This is a genomic window from Paraburkholderia sp. 2C, from assembly GCF_054589215.1.
Window position 1 is genome coordinate 299,184 of the sequence record NZ_BAAILL010000049.1, and the last position, 17,684, is coordinate 316,867.

The window sequence follows — 17,684 nt, forward strand, 5'->3', positions numbered from 1 at the left end:
CTTCCGTTTTTCGCCGCCCACGCGTTAAAAGGGCGCTACGGTCTAAACCGTGCGCCCCTTTCCCTTCCCTTCAACCACCCACCGCCCGCCTGCTCAAAACCGATAATCCAGATTCGCGATAAACGAATGATCCTCGGTGCCTCCGCCAATCTGCCCGGAGTACGAAACCCCAAGACTCAGCTTCGCCGTCACCGCTGCGTTGACCCCGACACCCACCAACGCCGCATCGCGTGCAATCGACACACCGGCGACATCGAATGCCTGTCCGCCCGCGAACGCCACCGACGCCGTCGGACTATGCGGACCGAACGCATGCTGCCAGCCAAGCGTGCCGCGCACGGTCATCGCGGCCGAACCGATCGCGAAGTCGGACGATGCGCGAACGCCCAGCGTCGAAAATGCGGTGTTCGTCGTATCGCCATCGCTGTGCAACGCCGCGTCGCCGCCGCTTTCGTCGAACGCATCGGTATGCAGGCTCACGTACGCAAGATTCGCAAACGGCTCGAGCGCCGCGCGGCCGACGTTCAGTGTATAGGCGACTTCGCCGAACGCTTGTGCGGTGCCCGCGTCGTAGCTTGCATTCGTGTGGTCGGTAAAATTCGCAAACGCGATCGACCGCGAACTGTCGATGTTTTGCCACGAATACGCGGCACCGGCACGCACGCCGACATTGCCGAACTGCGTGCCGCCGTACAGGCCGACGTGATAGTTGTCGCTGCCTGCCGACGACGAAACGCCGTCGACATCGAAGTTCGAATGGCTGTATCCGAACAGGCCGCCGACACGCCATCTATCGCCGACAAGTCCGTCCGCGCCGACCAGCACACCACCCGTCGAATCCGACAGGCTCGACGAACCGTCGCTGCCGCTCGTATGCCCCCACGCGCCGAAGCCTTTCGTCCAGACCGCGACACGCTGGCTCGCCAGCGTGGATGCAACGGACTTGCCGTTCGCATCGAAGCTGAGCGCCTGCACATCGGGCGCAGCGGCACTCGAGAATGACGAACGCAGGCGATCGATCGCGGCGTCCCGCACATAGCGGCTGTCCTCGATCAATGCGGTCTTCGTCGATGCATAGCTTTCGCCCGACACCTGATCGAAATTGCCGCCGTTCACCGCGCTCGTGAACAACGCATCGACCACCGCATTCGGCGTGCTAACCGACAAAGCGCCGAACAGCGCCGCATTCTGGTTCTTCGTGAAACCGCTCGCTGCTGCCGCGACTTTCTGACGATCCACCGCGAGACTTACTTTCACGTCGGTCGGATCGTATTGAACCGGTGCGAGCTCGACAAGCGTGTTGTCGAACGACGCATCGAGCGCCGCACTCGAAAAGCGGTTTTGCACGACACCGCCATTCGTGGTTTGCAGCACGGTGTACGGCGTATTGAGCCTGAAACCACCGTTGCCGTTTTCCTGCGAAACGCGCAGCGCAAGACCTGCCAGATCCGCGTTGCTTTGCACGACGATGCGATCCGACTGCCCTGCCGCGTTCACTTCGGAGACATAGGTTCCCGTAAATCCGGCAAGACTGCCGTAAGTCTGCGTGCCGACCGAATTGCCCGGCGCCAGCGTGCCGTTCGTGCCGCTCACGCTACCCGCCACGACGAGGTTGCCGCCCAGCACCGAGCCGTCATTCACCGCCGCGTTGCCCGCGATCCGAACCGGATTGCCCGTCGTGCCGCCGTGTGTGCTCGAGCCGTCGTCGAGCGACAGATTGCCGCCGATCTGCGTCGCCGCTGTCTTGCTGAACGTCACCGTCGCATTCGACGCGCTGACGTTGCTCGCAATCGTCGCGGCGCCCGCGAACGAAACCGACCCGCCCGCATTGGCCTGAACATTCTGGCCGATTGTCGCATTGCCGGCAAACGTGAAGTTCGCGCCGTTGCTGACGACGTCCTTGCCGATCGTCGCCGCATTGTTGAAGCTCACATCCGAATTCGCGCCGGACTGCACGGAGCCGCCGACCGTCGCGGCATCGTTGAACGTGACCGTCGCGCTGTTGCCCGCCGTGACATCCCCGGCGATCGCACCGCCGCCGTTATGCGTAAACGTGCCGCCATCGCCGACGCTCGCATTGTTGAGTCCCTGCGCCGTACCCGACCACGTCGCGCCCTGCTCGACGATAAAGTTCGTCGTGCCGCCGCCCGCGCGTGTGCCGTCCGCACCGAGTCCATCGCTATCGACGATCTGCCCGCTCGACGTCGATCCCGCCTGCAGCGTCAGATTGACGACGCCGTCCATCCCATCCGCGGTGCGGTTCACCTGCAGCAGCGTGCCGTTGTTCTGCGTGAGCACCGAACCGTTGCCGACCGTGATGTTCTGCTGCACGGCCGGGCTGTTGAGATTCGACACCAGCGAAGCGCCGGCCGCATTGACCGTCGTACCCGTCAACGTGACGTTGCCGTTACCGGTGATGACGATGCCGTCCGAATGCGCGGAGCTCAGCGTGCTCGCGTCGACATTCAGCGATCCGCCGTCAATCACGGCCGCCGCCGGCGCATTGGCGCCGGCCGCCGTCACCGCCGTGTTGTGCAGGCCCACCGCGCCCGCATACTGCGCGGTCACGCCAGCCGATCCTTCGCCGCTGGTATTGATACTGCCCGCGGTAAAGTCAATGCTGCTCTCTTCGTGTCCATCCTGCGCGCCTGCCGCGATACCCGACGACATTGCGCCCGTCGTATTCACGAGCACATTGTTTGCAACGATCCGAGGCAACTGGCCGCTTTGGTCGGACGCGGACATCATGCCCTCGGCCGCGGTACCCGCCGTTTCGATCGTGCCGCCGTTCACGTTAACAACGCCGCCATCCCATGCATAGACACCGCGGCCAATATCCCCAGTCGTTGTCACCGCAACGTTATCGCCGTTGACGGTCGACCCCGCGTATTCGCCATAGAGCCCGTACGAATTCGTGCCGCTCGTCGTCACATGGCCGCCGTTCACATCGATCACGTTCGCCTGCGTCGGATCGTTCGACCATGCGAGCACGGCGTGTGAATTCGAGCCGGCCGTCGAAATATCGGTGTTGCTCGTCGTAATCGTCGAGCCCGGATTGCCGAGTACACCGATCGTGCGGTCGGCGCCCGTCATCGCGATCTTGCCGCCGGTCAATGCGATCGTGCCGCCGCCTTTTGCTTCGACGCCAACCGTCGGCTCGCCGCTGCCGTTGCCGGTCCCCACAACCGATACGTTCGTCGCGCTCGCGGTAATCGACGAACCCGCCCCCGATGCGAAAAGACCGATGTTGTCGTGGCCCGCGTCGTTGACCGTCACCGACGTATCGGCCAGCGCGACCGTGCCGCCATACGTCGCCGATGCGCCATAAGCCAGCGCGCCGTTTGTCGTGACGCTGCCGCCCGTGAAGCTCAGCGTGCCCGACGCGCCGTCGAATGCGCCCGCCGCGACGCCCACCGCACCGGCACCGTTCGTGACGACGGTCGCATCGGTCGACACGATCTTCGACTGTGCGCCCGACGCCGCATCGGTGCCGCTGGCCAGCATGCCTTGCGCGGAAGCACCGTTCGTCGTCACCTGCGTCGTGCCGTCCACGTTGACGGCGCCGCCGTTGACCGCATGCACGCCGCGCGAATTGCTGCCGGTCGTGCTCACGGTGACGCCATGTGCATCGACCTGCGCGCCCGCATTTTGCGCATACAGCGCATACGAGTTCGAACCGGCCGTGGTGACGCTGCCGCCCGTGATATCGATGTGCGCCAGACCCGCCGATACATCGTCCGCAAAGGCCATGACCGCATGCGAATTGGCGCCGGCCGTCGAGATCGTTGTGCCGTCCACCATCGTCGTGCCGCCGGACATGCTGCGCACGGCGATGGTTCGATTCGCGCCGGTCATGGTCACCGAGCCGCTTTGCAGCGTGATCGTCGCGCCGCGTTCCGCATCGGTGCCCAGCGGCGCATTGCCGCCATTCGTGCCGGCGCCGTCCACGGCGATCGCGGCGCCGCTCGCGGTGATCGACGAGCCCGCGCCGGTCGCATACAAGCCCCACGTCTTCTCGAATGGGGAATTCACCTGCACCTGCGTGCCGTTCAGTTGAATCTGGCCGCCGTTGACCGCGCTAACCGCACGCGCGGGTTGCCCTTCCGGTATCGATGCGGGCTCGTTGATCACGACGTCCGAACCGAACGTCTGCGGTTGATCCTTCGACCCATCGACAATGACGCCGGACAGCGGATCGGCATGCGACCAGACCGGCGCAAACGCGGCCGTCACGGCCAGCGATAGCGCGGATAACCTGAGCTTGCGGGACGCCTGTCTCCTTGTGATGGCATAACGATGACTGATCTTCATCACATTCCTTTGTTATAGCGTGGGTTGACGTGCCATGGCGTGCGCGGACAACAGCACGCTGGCCTTCCGTTGAAAACGAAGTGGTCTGCTGTCGCCCGGTCGCCGCATCCGGATCGCCACGACGGGAGTGACGCTCAGCCGGGAGGACGCAAACGCCGTTCGCAAGCCGGCGCCTTGAATAGAGACAGGCATGTGGCTGTGCGCGGATCGGATTTAACAAAGAGGTAGCCTTGCAAACCCGTCGCGCCCGCAAGGCGGGCGGCTTCCACATCGCTGTCGCTCTCGATGCCTTCGATCACGACCGCCGCCGCGCAAGTCTTTGCAAACGCAACCAGTTGACGCAGAAAATCGGCGCCCTGCGCGTCGCGCGTCGCTCGAACCAGATTGCCGCGCGAGATCTTCGCGATGTCCGGTGCGAGACCTGCGAGACAACGCAAGCTGCTGTAGCCGTCGCCGACGTCATCGAGCGCGACCTGGCAGCCGAGCCCCTGCAGCCCGCCGACAAACTGTTGTGCCGTCTCCAGATCGAAGAGCGGCGCGGTCTCGGTGATCTCGATAACGAGCCGCGACGCAAGGTCGGGCTCCTCGCTCAGCACATCGACGACGAACGACCACCACGCGTCGAGCCGCGCACTTTGGGCAGACACGTTGCAGGCGAGACGAATACCCGGATTGACGCGCAATGCTTCGATCACCGATTCGACGACCCACTGATCGAGCCGCCGCGTCAGTCCGAGACGTTCGAGCGCTTGCACCGCGAAGCCGACATGCTCGAGTCCCGCGCTGCATCGCTCGCACAACAGCGCTTCGTAATAGAGCACGGCGCCGGTGTCGCGCGCATCGCACACGGGCTGCCATTCGAAACGCAAGCGGCGCTCGACGAGCGCGGAAAAAAGGCGATCGGCCAGGCGCGTATCGGCATCGAACTGTTCGCGGCTGCGTCGTCCGCCGTCGCCCCATGACAACGGCAGCAGCGGCGCGGCGCCATACGCTTCGATATCGAACGGCGCATCGCTGAATTCGGGCACCGAAATCGACACGACCGGATACGCCTTCTTGCCCAGGCTCACAACGGGATCATTGGCGAGCACGGCTTGAATGCGCTCCATCAGGAAGCTCGCTTGCGGCGCAAAAAGCCGTGTCGGCGGCCGATGCGCGACAACGGTGTCGAACACGAACAGGATGTGATTGCCGCTATGCCCGACAAAGCCCGGATACTCGCCGAACACCGTGCGCGCGCGTTCATTGACGATATAGCGCACGAGGCGCGCAAATGCGGCGCCATGCGCATGCTCGATTTGCGCGAGATTCGCGATGGAGGCGACGATGCAAAGCGCGGGCGCTTCATCGCCGCCGTTTGCGGTGGCCGTGGGATTCACGCCGAGTCGCCTGAAGAGCGCCTTCAGCTCGGGCGAAGGCGCAAACGAATCCGGCGTGTTCATGCGCCGCACGCAGCGCGGCACGGATCGACACACGAACGTTGCGCGCAGAAACGATCCACGCGCGCATTCGTGCGTGGTGCAAAAAGGTTCGTTTGTGTCAGCATCCAGTCTAGTCGTCGGACCACTCAAAAACTACGGGGAAATCATGGCCTTCGTGCGCGCGCAAACAGAGAAAGGCGATCGGACAAAAAGGAACCTATGTGTCAATCCGAAAAGCCTCGCCGTCGGCAATTCGACACGCGACCCAAGTTAATCGCGTATCGCTCCGCGGCCGGGGTTACCCTATCCGGCCTAACGGTGACAGCAATGAAAAAGATCGGATATGCACGCGTTTCGACAGAAGACCAGAATCTCGATCTGCAGATCGCCGCCCTGCAGGCCGCGCAATGCGAGATTCTGTTTCAGGATCATGGTGTGTCGGGCGCAAGCATGACGCGGCCTGGGCTGGACCAGGCGTTCGGCAATCTCGAGGAGGGCGATACGCTCGTTGTTTGGCGGCTCGACCGGTTAGGACGCTCGCTTAGCCATCTCGTGAATCTGATCGAAGAGCTCAAGCGACGCACGATTCATTTTCAATCGCTCACCGAATCGATCGACACGACGACGTCCGGCGGCATGCTGGTCTTTCATATGATGGCCGCGCTCGCGCAATTCGAGCGATCGCTGATCGGCGAGCGCACCAAAGCGGGGATGCAGGTTGCGCGGCTCAAGGGCAAGCGCATCGGACGCCGTCCCGCGCTTGCGCCCGAGCAGCGCGAAGAAGCGTTAAGGCTGCTAAACGACTATTCGATCGAAGATGTGGCCGCGCGATTCGGCGTATCGCATCGGACCATCAGGCGGGTGCGCAAGGAACGCGATGCGCTATACGACGCGCTCGATACCGTCGTGCATCCGATACCCGTGATATGACGAAGCACGCGGCGTGGTCACGCGCCGCTCAGCAGGCGGCGAAACCTTCTCTACGCAGGCTGCGCAACAGCGTGCGTGGATGAATCCGATAGCGCGCGGCAACCAGCGCGGCCGGCTGCTCGGCAAGCAATTGCAGCGCTTCGCGACATTGCTCGCGATCGAGCGCGCGTTTGCGCCCTAGCGTCTGACCGCGCGCACGCGCCGCGCTCATGCCGGCACGCGTGCGCTCGGCAATCAGCTTGCGCTCGAATTCGGCCAGCGCCGCGAGCATATGGAACATCAATGCGCCGCCCGATGTCGTCGTATCGATGTGCTCGTTCAAGGACGCGAAGTGCATGCCTTTTCTGCCGAGCCGGTCGACGAGCTCGATCAGCTTCGGCAGCGAGCGGCCCAGTCTGTCGAGGCGCCAGACGACGAGCGTATCGCCGGCTTTCATCACGCGCATCGCCCGCTCGAGACCTGGCCGCTTGAACTGCACGCCCGAGATGCCGTGGTCCGAATAGATGCGATCGCATTGCGCTCTCTCGAGCGCAGTGATCTGCAAATCGAGGTTCTGGTCGTCGGTCGACACCCTTGCATATCCAATTTTCATTTTTCGGTTCCCGCATTTGCCTCGCTTTTTTCTTTCGCATTCGTCGCTAGTTCCCCGCTTACCGTGCTTTTCAAGCCTGGTTCAGCATTTCCTCCTTTTTTGAAAATTCGATGGGGCAACGAGCCGGTATAGCGCAAATGCTGTGGCGCCAAGCGCAGCTTTCGTCCTGAAAGCGCAGCGATGTCCAGTCGCGCGCATCAGGCGGATGGGCCATCCGCAAGTCCGTGTTTGACGAAACCGCGTTTGAACAGACCGCGTTTGACGAGACCCCGCGTTAGACAAGACCGATCGCCGCCATGCATAGCCGGGCGATGGAAAGACGCCGCACCGGGTGCTTATCGGCGGCGGCCCTTCCTCAATTGACGTATTTGCCGTTGGGGACAGGTGGCACTATTCTAAGTCCACTTACATACCATTTGTTGTCTGGCCGTCGCAATCGGTATCTGCACGTCTCAGCGTCGCAGCACAGACATGAAAGGGCCAAACATGTCGACACCCTCGCTTCTGCAATTGCCCTATGTACGCTTCGATTCGCGCGACGTGACGCCAGCGGATCGCTACGATTACTGGCAAACGAGCCTGTCGAGCGTGTGCCAGTTAAGTTTCCCGCACAACCATTCGGCCGAGTCATTTGTCGCACGCAACGAAATGTGGATTCTCGGCGACATGATGTTCAGCCGCCGCGAGTGTAGCCCGCATATTCTGCATCGCTCGCCGCGCTCGATTCGCCTCGATCAGCTCGATCACTACAAGATTCATTTTCGCGTCGGCGGTTCGGCGGATACGGATCTCGAGGCAGGCCGGCAATCGGTGCATGTCGACGCGGGTGGTTGCGTGCTCACCGATATGGCGCGGCCCGAGCGCGTGCAGGTCGATGGTGGCACGACGGTGACGGTGATCATTCCGCGCGACCGGCTCGATGCGCTGCTGCCGCGTGCCGTCGATCTGCACGGCGTCGTGCTGCGCGGCGGCTGCACCGTGCTGCTCGCCGATCATCTGCGCTCGCTGACGCGCTCGGTCGGCCAACTGACGCTCGAGCAGGCGCCCGATGTCGCGCTCGCAACGCTTCACCTGCTTGCCGCGAGCATCGCGCCGTCGATGGACAAGCTCGCGCTCGCGCGGCCCGCGATCGAAGCGACGCTATCGAGCCAGATTCGCCGTCATATCGAAGACAATATCGCGGAGCCCGAACTGTCGGTCGAAGGTATTTGCGCGCGCTTCCGCATTTCGCGCGCGACGCTGTATCGCCTGTTCGAACCGATGGGCGGCGTCGCCAGGTTTGTGAAGGAAAGACGGCTTTTCAGAATCCACACGGCGCTCGCCACCGCGCAAGGCAGACCGCATCTGAACCGTCTGGCGGAGCAATATGGATTCAAGACGTCCGCGCATTTCAGCCGCGCGTTTCGCCAGCAATTCGGCTATAGCCCGAGCGAGCTGACATCGGGCGCACGCCGCGAACTGCCGCACGCGGCGTCAGAGACGGCGCGTTTTTCGATGGAGCGCTGGTTGCATTCGTTGCGGGCGTAAAGCGTGAATCCGCTTATTTTTTAGCGTCTTGAGTGCCCGCGCGTGCGTTCGAGTCGCCCGACCAGCCTTCGATATACCGGACTAGCTCCGTCATATCGCGCTTGGTGCCATCCTGCAGCGCGGCGAAATTCCATAGTTGGCGCACCGTGCTGCCCACCCACATCGGCACGCCAAGCGCCTGGCATTCGTCGATCGCAAGACCAATATCCTTGCACACGCTGCCGATCGGAAAGCCGAAATCGAATGTGCGCGGCAGCACCTGCTTCGGAAACTTGTCCAGCGTCGCACCGTTCTTGCCGCTGCCCGCATTGATGACGGCCATCATCGTTTCCGGATCGAGCCCGCCTTTGACACCGGCGACAAACGCTTCCGACGTGATCGCAAATGCGGTCGACGAGAGCATATTGTTCAGCAGCTTCATCAACTGCCCTTGCCCCGGCTCGCTGCCGACATGGAATGTCTTGCCGAACACATCGAACAGCTCGCGCACCTGGGCGACCACCTCGGGCTTGCCGGCAATCATCACCGCGAGCGTGCCCTTCTGCGCGCCGGCCGCGCCGCCGCTGACCGGTGCGTCGATCGTTTCGATGCCTTTGGCGAGGAGCGCCGCCGCGACTTCTTTCCCGGTGGTCGAACCGACCGTCGACAGGTCGACGAGTATCCTGACCGCCTTGCCGTGCACCAGACCTTGCGCGCCGATTGCGACGTCGCGAAAGACCGCGGGCGTCGGCAGGCTCGTGAAGATCACGCCTGCGCTGTCCGCCACCTCGCGCACGCTATCGGCGACATGGGCGCCGATCTTCTGTAATTCGTCGAGCGCATTCGCGTCCCTGTCGTAAATCACCAGCGAGTGACCCTGCTCGATCAGACGCCGCGCCATCGGTCTGCCCATCACGCCGACGCCGATAAAACCGATCAGCTTATTCTCAAGCATCTCCTGCTCCTCAGATTTGAATGGAAAGTGTGCTGTCGCTCACATGGCCAGCCAGCCGCCTTCGACGGGTAACATCGCGCCGGTGATATCGCGCGCCGCATCGCTGCATAAAAAGACCACGAGTTGCGCGACGTGCGCCGCATCGACGAACTCGCCGCCCGGCTGTTTGCCGCGCAGGAATTCGCGAATCGCGGGCTCGCGCGCCAGCCCTGTTTCGTTCATCAACGCGACGATGCGCTGTTCGCTGGTCGGCGTATGAACCGCGCCCGGACAGATCGCGTTACAGGTGATGCCGGCACCGACGGTTTCGGCGGCCACCGCGCGCGTGAGACCCAGCAGCGCCGATTTGGTCGTCACGTAATCGACGCGATTGGCCGTGCCGCGCATTCCGTATACGGACGTCATGTTGAAAATACGCCCCCACCCGCGTTCGCGCATGCGCGGCAATGCGCGGCGCACTGCGTGAAACGCCGCGCTCAGATTGACTGCAAGCGCCTTGTCCCATCTATCGACCGGGAACGCTTCGATCGGCGCGAAGTGCCGCACCACCGCATTGTTGACGAGAATATCGAGCGAGCCGGTCCGCTCGATCGTCTCGCTGACAAGCCGTTCGACCGCTTCCGGACGCGAGAGATCAGCCTGGACGTAGTGCGGCGCCACGTGATGGCGCGCTTCGAACGCGGCCCGCGCAGGCTGCACATCGGCCGGCGATTCGACCCCGTGCAGCACGACGTTGCACCCCGCGGCGGCCAGCGCATCCGCCATCGCGAAGCCCAGACCATGCGACGAGCCGGTCACGAGCGCAGTTTTCCCTTTCATTCGGCAGTTCCTGTCGGCGATGCCCTCCACTGCGTGGAAGGGTCCGTTTTATGATAGCGCTAACTTAGCGCGATGCCAAATGAGAGACGTGAAACTCGATGCGAGAAATTTGAAGCGGGAGACCGTGAAACGAGAAACGTGAAAACCTGAACGCCGCCTTCTCAGGTGCTTTCGCGTTGAATGATCTCGAAGCCGAGATCGAGCCGCGTCGGCGCCGCATCCGCGTCGCCGCGCAAGCGCTGCAGCAGGCATTCGGCGCTGCGCCGGCCGATTTCGAGGCGCGGCAGGTTCAGGCAGGTCAGTTTCGGCACCGTGTGCCGCAGTATGTCGAGATCGTCGAAGCCCGCAATCGCGATCCGTGCGGGCACTTTCCAGCCGCGTCGTTGCGCTTCGAACAGCGCGCCCACAGCGAGCACGTCGCCGGCGAAGAAAATCGCATCGACTTCCGGCACGCGCTGCATCATGTCGATCATCGCGTGCGCGCCGGCCGTCAAACCCGGTTCCGCCTCGCATACGAGGGCCGGGATGCGTTCGCGGCCGAGCGCCGCAAGCGCCGCGTAGTAGCCCTTCAGACGCTCCTTCGAGCGCGGGTTGTTGCGCATCGGCACGCTGACGAAGCCGATCGACCGGTAGCCGCGGCCGGCGAGATACAGCGTCATCTCCTTCGCCGCATTGAAGTTCGAGTAGCTGATCACGACATCGAGCGGATGGCGCACGAGATCGCCGGTTTCGATGATCGGAATGCCGGCCTGGCGCGCAAGTTGCGCGGCGCGCGCCGTATGCGCGGTGTTGTGCAGCAGCAGGCCGCACACGCGTTGCGCGACGAAGGCGCCGATCAGCGCTTCCTCCTCGTCGAGCGAATAACCGCTATCGGCGATCAGCAGATGCATGCCGGCCGCGCGCAGGACGTCGGCGGCGCCTTTCATGGTGTGCGAATAGAGCGAATTCTGGATGCTGGGCACGATCTGCCCCACCACGTTCGACCGGTTCGACGCAAGGTTCGAGGCGATCGAATTCGGCACGTAGCCGATCTTGCGAATCGTATCGAGCACGTGCTTGCGCGTTTCCTCCGACAGCTTGGCCGGCTCGTTCAAGGCACGCGAGACCGTCATCAACGACACATTCGCCGCCTTTGCGACGTCGGCCATCCGCACCGCGCCCCCGCCGCTGCGTGTTCTGTTCTCGCCCAACCGTGAGTTCCCGCCAGCAGCGGTGCCTGCGCGCTTTTTCACTGTTCTGCATCCGGCCTTTCGAAACGATGGCGAATTGTATCCCACCGGTATCGCGCATCGGCTCGCGGCGGATTGCCGTGCGTTTGCTATGATAGCGCTATCAGCTATCGTGAAATTTTCACGAAAAGTGTATTCGGGAAAGGAGACGCTCGATGACTTCACCGCTCGAAAACTACAAGATCTACGCAATCAAATATGCGCACCACGACCGGCCGGCCCGCGACAACTTTATCGGCGGAGATCCGCATGACGTATCGATGCCGCTCGACTATTTCGTCTGGGCCATCGTCGGCGAAAGCCGCACGTGGCTCGTCGATACCGGGTTCGACCCGGAAGTCGGCAACGGGCGCGGCCGCACGACCACGCATCGCGTCGAGGAAGGTTTGCAGGCCATCGGAATCCGCGCCGATCACGTCGAGGACGTGATCGTCACGCATATGCACTACGACCATGCGGGGAATCGCGAGCTGTTTCCCAAAGCGCGCTACCACGTGCAGGACCGCGAAATGGCGTATTGCACGGGCCGCTGCATGTGCCACCGCGAACTCAAGCATCCATTCAACCCCGACGACGTGAAAACGATGGTCGGCCGCGTATTCGACGGCCGTGTGCGGTTTCACGACGGCACCTCGCAGCTTGCGCCGGGTCTTTCGCTACATCTGATTGGTGGCCATACGAACGGGCTGCAGGTCGCGCGCGTGCATACGGAACGCGGCTGGGTCGTGCTCGCATCCGACGCGTCGCACCTCTACGCGAATATGGAGCAGCAACGGCCGTTTCCAGCCGTCTACAACATCGGCGACATGCTCGAGGGATACCGGATCGTGCATGAACTGGCCGATTCGCCGCAGCATGTCGTGCCCGGGCACGATCCGGATGTGCTGCGGCGCTATCCGTCGCATAGCAAGGACACGCAGGGCTGGATCGTGCGGCTCGATGCGGCGCCGCGATAGTGCGCGATAGCGTTGTGGTCTTATGCCTCGCCCGGTTGCTGCTCGTCGAGCATCCGCATCGCGGCCTTCTCCGCGTTTTGCACATGCACGCGCGCGGCCTCTTGCGCCGCTTCGCCGTCGCGCGCTTTCAACGCCTTATAGAGCTTGTCGATTTCGCGCAAACTCGCGGGCAGGCGGTCCGGATGCATGAGCGAGGTCGCGCGCAGCAGATTGACGCGCGAATAAAGGCTCGTGAGAAATTCCTTGATTAGCGAATTGCCGCAATTGTCGAGCAGCACGTCGTAGAGCGCCGTTTTCGCACGCAACACGCCGGCCTGGTTGCGTGCGGTCGCTTCGGCGCGCAGTTCTTTCGCGACTTCGCCGAAGCGCGCAATCGCCCGGTCGTCGGCAAGCCGTGCGAATTCGTGCGCGGCAAAGCCTTCGAGCAGCGCACGCAGCGCATATAGCTCGCTCGCTTCCTGCTTCGACATCACCGCGACCACCGGCCCCTTGTGCGGCACGCTGCGCACGAGCTTCTCGGCTTCGAGCTTGCGCAGCGCCTCGCGCACCGAGGTGCGGCTCACGCCGAGCGTTTCGCACAGTTCGCGTTCGACGAGACGCGCGCCAGGCGCAAACCGCCCCGTCATGATCGCCTGCCGCAGCACGTTTTCGACCTGATGGCGCAGTGTTTCCGGCCGTATCACCCCAATTTCTGCTGACATCGCGTATCCCGTCCGTTGTATGCCTGTCCGACAATAGATTTTGTGCACATCATACCGGATGCGAAACCGGGTGCGAAACCGGGTGCGGCCGCCGCGCGCTATGCCTGCAAGCCCGGTCGTTCGCCGCGCGCCTTGCCCGATGACGAAGCGGTATTGCCCGCCGTTTTGCTCGCATGGTCTGCGTGAGCAGCAAGCGCCTCTTCGAGCATGGGCGCCGCGACGGCCGCGCCGTGAATGCCGATCACGCTGACAATTTCAAGCACTTCCATGATCTCGCCGGCCGTCGCGCCGTAGCGAATCGCATTGCGCATATGCAGCTTGAGCCCCGGCTGATAGAGGTGCGTAGCCGACGCATCGAACGCGCAATAGATCAGTTCCTTCACCTTCGGGCCCAGCACGCCGGTGCGCCACGGCACCGATGAAAACTCGAGATACGCGTCGAAGAGGTCGGGATCGAGTTCGAGCAGCCCGTCCCACGACGGATGCCAATAGCCGCGATTCTTTTCGAAGCCGGCCTTGAGCGCCTGCTGCCGCGCGTCGAGCGGCGCGCGCCCCGCGCGTTTGCCCTCTTCTTCGAGCACCTCGAGCAAGAGCGGCACGCCGACATTGCACGCATGAATACCGATCGTGCTGATCAATTCGAGCACTTCGACAAGCTCTTCGCGCGTCGCGCCGAACTGGAGCGCCATCCGCAGATGCTGCTGGATACCGGGCGCATACAGATGCGTCGCGGCGGCATCCGCCGTGATGTAAATAAATTCCTTCACCTTGTCTTCAAGGTGATTCTTGCGCCACGGCACCGCGGAGAAATTCAGGTACGCCTCGAGAAAACCCGCGTCGAGACGCAACAGGCTTTCCCACGATGGCCCCCACGTTTTTCGCACGCGTATGAATTCGTCCTTCACGCGCTGCTGCTTTTCCGTCAGTTCCTCGGTCGATTGCATAGCGGTCGGTCCTGTTCCTCAGCGTACGGTGGATGGCGGATAGTCGTGCTCGCTGACCGCTTCCTGCCAGTTCGACGTGCCGAGCGACGTCGCGATATGCACCATGAAACTGTCCGCGCTGCCGCCATGCCAGTGACGTTCGTTCGGCCCGATCCACACGACGTCGCCCTGCCGGATCACTTCCGGCTTGCCGCCCTCGACGCAAATCCAGCCCTGCCCCGCCGTCACCTGCAAGATCTGTCCGCGCTCGTGCGAATGCCAGTACGTACGCGCACCCGGTTCGAAACAGACGGTGTTGATCGTTACGCCGTCGGTCGACGGCATGACGGGATCCGCCCACACCACGCCGGTAAACGTGTCGCCATTGCCACGCCGCTCCGATGCGGCGCCTGTCTTTCTGCCGTGAAACACCTTCATTGTTTGGCTCCTTTGCGTTGTGCGTTGTCGTGAAGCCTGACGCCGCCCGATACGTCGCCGATCGCATCGACGACGCGATTGCTGATCAGATCGCCATAGCCGAGCGACGTCGCCAGACCGAAGCTCGCGAGCGGCCCGGCCGCATTGACCGATGCGACGCCGAGTTCGCGCACGCGGTCGACATACAGCACGACGTCCTTCGTCATCAGCTTCGACGTCAGCCCGCCTTCCAGATAATCGCCATCGACGATCTTCGGAAAGCGGCTTTGCGTCGCAAAGTTGACGCCCGTGCTGCTATTGAGCACATCGAGCAGTTGATGCAGATCGAGCCCTGCCTTTTTGCCCGCAACCATCACCTCCGCGGTCGCGGCGAGGCTCACGGCGTTGAGGAAATTGTTGAGCAGCTTCGTCGTATGGCCGGCGCCGCTTTCGCCCATCACCTGCACCTTGCCGGCAATCGGCCTGAAGATCCATTGCGCGGCTTCGATCGCGGCGGCGTCGCCGCCCACCATGAGCGTCAACGTGCCTTTTTCCGCAGCCGCGGCGCCGCCCGAAATGCCCGCATCGATGTACTGCACGCCGCGCGCTTTCAGCAGGCCGTTCAGCCGCATCGTCGAACTCGCGGCGGCCGTGCTGAGATCGATCACGGTTTGCCCTGCACGGCAGTGCGCAAGCACGCCGCCTTCGCCTTCGACCACTGCTTCGACTATCTTGCTATCGGGCAGCGACAGCAGCACGAGGTCCGCGTATTCGACCACCTCGCGTATCGATGCGGCCGCTTGCGCGCCCGCGTCCTTCGCGCGCGCGGCCACCGTGTCGTAGCCGAGCACCGTGATACCGGCATCGACGATGCGGCGTGTCATACGCCCGCCCATATTGCCGAGCCCGATAAATCCGATTCGTTCCTTGTTCATGATGTCCTGTGTCAGTGAAGCAGGCTAGAAATCGACGTCCTTCGTTTCCGGTCCCAGCAGCGCGCCGGTCATGCCGATCAGGCCGCCCAGGCTGAGCAGCACGACCGGCGTGACCGAAAGCGGCATCCACGCGCTGAGCCAGTTCATATAAAACGCGTAGAACGACGGCACGATCACGGAGAGGCTGAAGCCGACACCGAAACCGGTCGCGCGCACCTCGGTCGCGAAACGCTCGTTGATGTAGGTGACGATCACGCCCCACGGCGATGTGACGAGCACCGCAAGCACGCAAACGGTCAGCATGATCGCCGGCAGCGACAGGCCGCTCACGTTGCCGAGCACATAGAGCAGCGCGGAGCCGATGGTCGCGATCAGCGGACCGACGATCGCGAAGAAGCGCCGCCGGCCGATTTTCTGGCCAAGCATGCCCGAGCCGATATAGCTGAAAAACAGCACGAAATACGACAGCAGCAGCGTCGAGGTCAGCTGGAAGCCGCTCAAATGCAGCGTGTGCACGAGCAGGCCGGTCGGAAGAAAAATCGTGATGATGTTTTGCGTGAGCCAGAAGCCCGTCATCAGCAGCAGCACTTGCACCAGGCTGCGCGCGCTCTTGCCGCTCATCAGTTCGGACAGCAGCGGCGTGTCGTTCTTTGCAATCTTTTCGCCGGCCTCGCTTTTCCAGATCTCCGATTCGGCAACCTTGTGCACGTAATACAGCGCAAGCACGCCGGCAAGCGCCGCGCCGATCACGAACGGAATGCGCCAGCCCCACTGCGCATACGGCGACTGGACACCGTTTAACGGAAAGGCCACGAACATCACCATCGCAACGAGGTTGATCGTCACATACGCGGCCGGAAAGCCCGCGATAATCAGGCCTCCGACGAAACCGCGCTGGTGCTTCTTCGAATACTCGATGGCAAGCGGCATCGCGCCGGTATAACCGCCGCCCAGAAAAATCCCGTCGACGAAGCGCAGCAGCACGAGCAGCCCGTACGACGCGATGCCGATGCTCTGATACCCCGGCAACAGCGCGATCAGCAACGTAACGACGCCAAAACCGGACACCGAATAAATCGACGCCTTGCGGCGGCCGACACGGTCCGCAACCATACCGAACAGCAGCGCGCCGATCGGCCTGCCGAGCAGCGTCGTAATAAACACGAGCGACGCGAGGATCGTCTCCATGCCGCTCGACAGATGCGGCGGCTGGAAGAAGAACAGCACCGGCGACAGGACGACCACCGGCAGATAAATATCGAACATGTCGATGAATTCGGAGAAAAACGCGCCCTTAATGGCGTTCCTTCTCCTCGCATCGATCGACCGTTCGTCGGCGGTCGGTGAGACGTGCTCTGCGGTCAGCGCTTTCATTCATGTCTCCGGTCTAATTATTCGGCACGCTCGCGGTGCCGCGGCGTCATCGGGCAACCCGCTCAAGCAGCCTGCTCAAGCGGCCCGATCAGGCAACCCGCCTACGACGCTTTCGCTTCAGCCTCGTAGGCCTTGATCGCTTCAGTCGCGACGCGAAAAGCGGCAAGCGCAAGCGGCACGCCGCAATAGATCGCGGCCTGCATCAGCACCGAGCGGATCTCGTCTTTCGTCACGCCGTTCTTTAGCGCGCCCTTCACATGCACGGCCAGTTCGTGGTGCTGGCTCAGCGCAGTCAGCATGCCGATGTTGAGCATACTGCGCGTCTTGAACGGCAGCGTCTCGTCACCCCAGATCTCGCCCCAGCAGTATTCGGTGACGAGCTTTTGCATCGGACGATTGAACTCGTCGGCGTTTTCCCACGATTTCTCGACATGCCCCGCGCCAAGCACCTTCTTGCGATTCGCGAAGCCCTTTTCAAACCAGTCGTTGCTTGCCATCTTCGTTTCCCTCGGTTGTTTGCAATGCCGCTACCGCCTCGACATCGTGTGCTACATCCTCACTGATCGTCTTACCGCCAGATTGTCATACAAACCAACCGGGCAAAAATTTTTTGAC

The 17,684-nt window shown here is 62.7% G+C and carries 15 protein-coding genes; 3 read left to right on the plus strand and 12 right to left on the minus strand.

The annotated features are described in order from the left end of the window. Positions 1 to 93: 93 nt before the first annotated feature. Together ACYPXD_RS25650 and ACYPXD_RS25655 are read right to left on the minus strand one after the other, a co-directional pair. Positions 94 to 4,311, minus strand: coding sequence for an autotransporter outer membrane beta-barrel domain-containing protein (locus tag ACYPXD_RS25650; RefSeq protein WP_459717711.1), 4,218 nt, complete (start codon positions 4,309 to 4,311; stop codon positions 94 to 96). A 134-nt stretch (positions 4,312 to 4,445) separates the two neighbouring features. Next, complete coding sequence (locus ACYPXD_RS25655; protein ID WP_459717714.1) at positions 4,446 to 5,753, minus strand: EAL domain-containing protein; 1,308 nt, start codon at positions 5,751 to 5,753, stop codon at positions 4,446 to 4,448. 306 nt (positions 5,754 to 6,059) lie between these two features. Here ACYPXD_RS25655 and ACYPXD_RS25660 point away from each other — a divergent pair, with 306 nt between their 5' ends. Continuing rightward, the gene (locus ACYPXD_RS25660) at positions 6,060 to 6,662 is read left to right on the plus strand and encodes a recombinase family protein (RefSeq protein WP_459717716.1); all 603 of its coding nucleotides are present in this window, start codon (positions 6,060 to 6,062) and stop codon (positions 6,660 to 6,662) included. A gap of 28 nt (positions 6,663 to 6,690) precedes the next feature. Here ACYPXD_RS25660 and ACYPXD_RS25665 read toward each other — a convergent pair whose 3' ends face one another. Further along, on the minus strand, positions 6,691 to 7,254 hold the full coding sequence (locus tag ACYPXD_RS25665; protein ID WP_459717720.1) for a recombinase family protein: 564 nt from the start codon (positions 7,252 to 7,254) through the stop codon (positions 6,691 to 6,693). 471 nt (positions 7,255 to 7,725) lie between these two features. Here ACYPXD_RS25665 and ACYPXD_RS25670 point away from each other — a divergent pair, with 471 nt between their 5' ends. Beyond that, complete coding sequence (locus tag ACYPXD_RS25670; protein ID WP_459717723.1) at positions 7,726 to 8,781, plus strand: helix-turn-helix domain-containing protein; 1,056 nt, start codon at positions 7,726 to 7,728, stop codon at positions 8,779 to 8,781. Between the two features lie 13 nt (positions 8,782 to 8,794). Here the strand turns inward: ACYPXD_RS25670 and ACYPXD_RS25675 are convergent, their stop codons facing one another. From ACYPXD_RS25675 to ACYPXD_RS25685, 3 genes are all read right to left on the minus strand, one after another. Further along, positions 8,795 to 9,715, minus strand: a complete 921-nt coding sequence (locus tag ACYPXD_RS25675; RefSeq protein ID WP_459717726.1) for an NAD(P)-dependent oxidoreductase — start codon at positions 9,713 to 9,715, stop codon at positions 8,795 to 8,797. 39 nt (positions 9,716 to 9,754) lie between these two features. Further along, positions 9,755 to 10,534, minus strand: coding sequence for an SDR family oxidoreductase (locus ACYPXD_RS25680; protein WP_459717730.1), 780 nt, complete (start codon positions 10,532 to 10,534; stop codon positions 9,755 to 9,757). 161 nt (positions 10,535 to 10,695) lie between these two features. Next, the gene (locus ACYPXD_RS25685; RefSeq protein WP_459717733.1) at positions 10,696 to 11,682 is read right to left on the minus strand and encodes a LacI family DNA-binding transcriptional regulator; all 987 of its coding nucleotides are present in this window, start codon (positions 11,680 to 11,682) and stop codon (positions 10,696 to 10,698) included. Positions 11,683 to 11,918: 236 nt separating this feature from the next. Here ACYPXD_RS25685 and ACYPXD_RS25690 point away from each other — a divergent pair, with 236 nt between their 5' ends. Beyond that, entirely contained in the window at positions 11,919 to 12,719 is an 801-nt protein-coding gene (locus ACYPXD_RS25690) for an N-acyl homoserine lactonase family protein (RefSeq protein ID WP_459717736.1), read from the plus strand. Positions 12,720 to 12,739: 20 nt separating this feature from the next. Here ACYPXD_RS25690 and ACYPXD_RS25695 read toward each other — a convergent pair whose 3' ends face one another. The 6 genes from ACYPXD_RS25695 to ACYPXD_RS25720 all read right to left on the minus strand — a co-directional run bounded on the left by ACYPXD_RS25695 (position 12,740) and on the right by ACYPXD_RS25720 (position 17,566). Next, entirely contained in the window at positions 12,740 to 13,420 is a 681-nt protein-coding gene (locus tag ACYPXD_RS25695; protein WP_459717740.1) for a GntR family transcriptional regulator, read from the minus strand. 98 nt (positions 13,421 to 13,518) lie between these two features. Continuing rightward, complete coding sequence (locus ACYPXD_RS25700) at positions 13,519 to 14,364, minus strand: carboxymuconolactone decarboxylase family protein (RefSeq protein ID WP_459717743.1); 846 nt, start codon at positions 14,362 to 14,364, stop codon at positions 13,519 to 13,521. Between the two features lie 18 nt (positions 14,365 to 14,382). Then, on the minus strand, positions 14,383 to 14,781 hold the full coding sequence (locus ACYPXD_RS25705) for a cupin domain-containing protein (RefSeq protein ID WP_459717746.1): 399 nt from the start codon (positions 14,779 to 14,781) through the stop codon (positions 14,383 to 14,385). Further along, positions 14,778 to 15,695 carry an NAD(P)-dependent oxidoreductase gene (locus ACYPXD_RS25710; protein ID WP_459717749.1) on the minus strand — a complete coding sequence of 306 codons (918 nt, stop codon included), beginning with the start codon at positions 15,693 to 15,695 and terminating at the stop codon, positions 14,778 to 14,780. The genes ACYPXD_RS25705 and ACYPXD_RS25710 overlap by 4 nt, the downstream gene beginning before the upstream one ends. A gap of 24 nt (positions 15,696 to 15,719) precedes the next feature. Next, positions 15,720 to 17,069, minus strand: a complete 1,350-nt coding sequence (locus ACYPXD_RS25715; RefSeq protein ID WP_459717753.1) for an MFS transporter — start codon at positions 17,067 to 17,069, stop codon at positions 15,720 to 15,722. A 101-nt stretch (positions 17,070 to 17,170) separates the two neighbouring features. Then, positions 17,171 to 17,566: a carboxymuconolactone decarboxylase family protein gene (locus ACYPXD_RS25720; RefSeq protein WP_459717755.1), complete on the minus strand. Its 396-nt coding sequence runs from the start codon at positions 17,564 to 17,566 to the stop codon at positions 17,171 to 17,173. Positions 17,567 to 17,684: the final 118 nt, after the last annotated feature.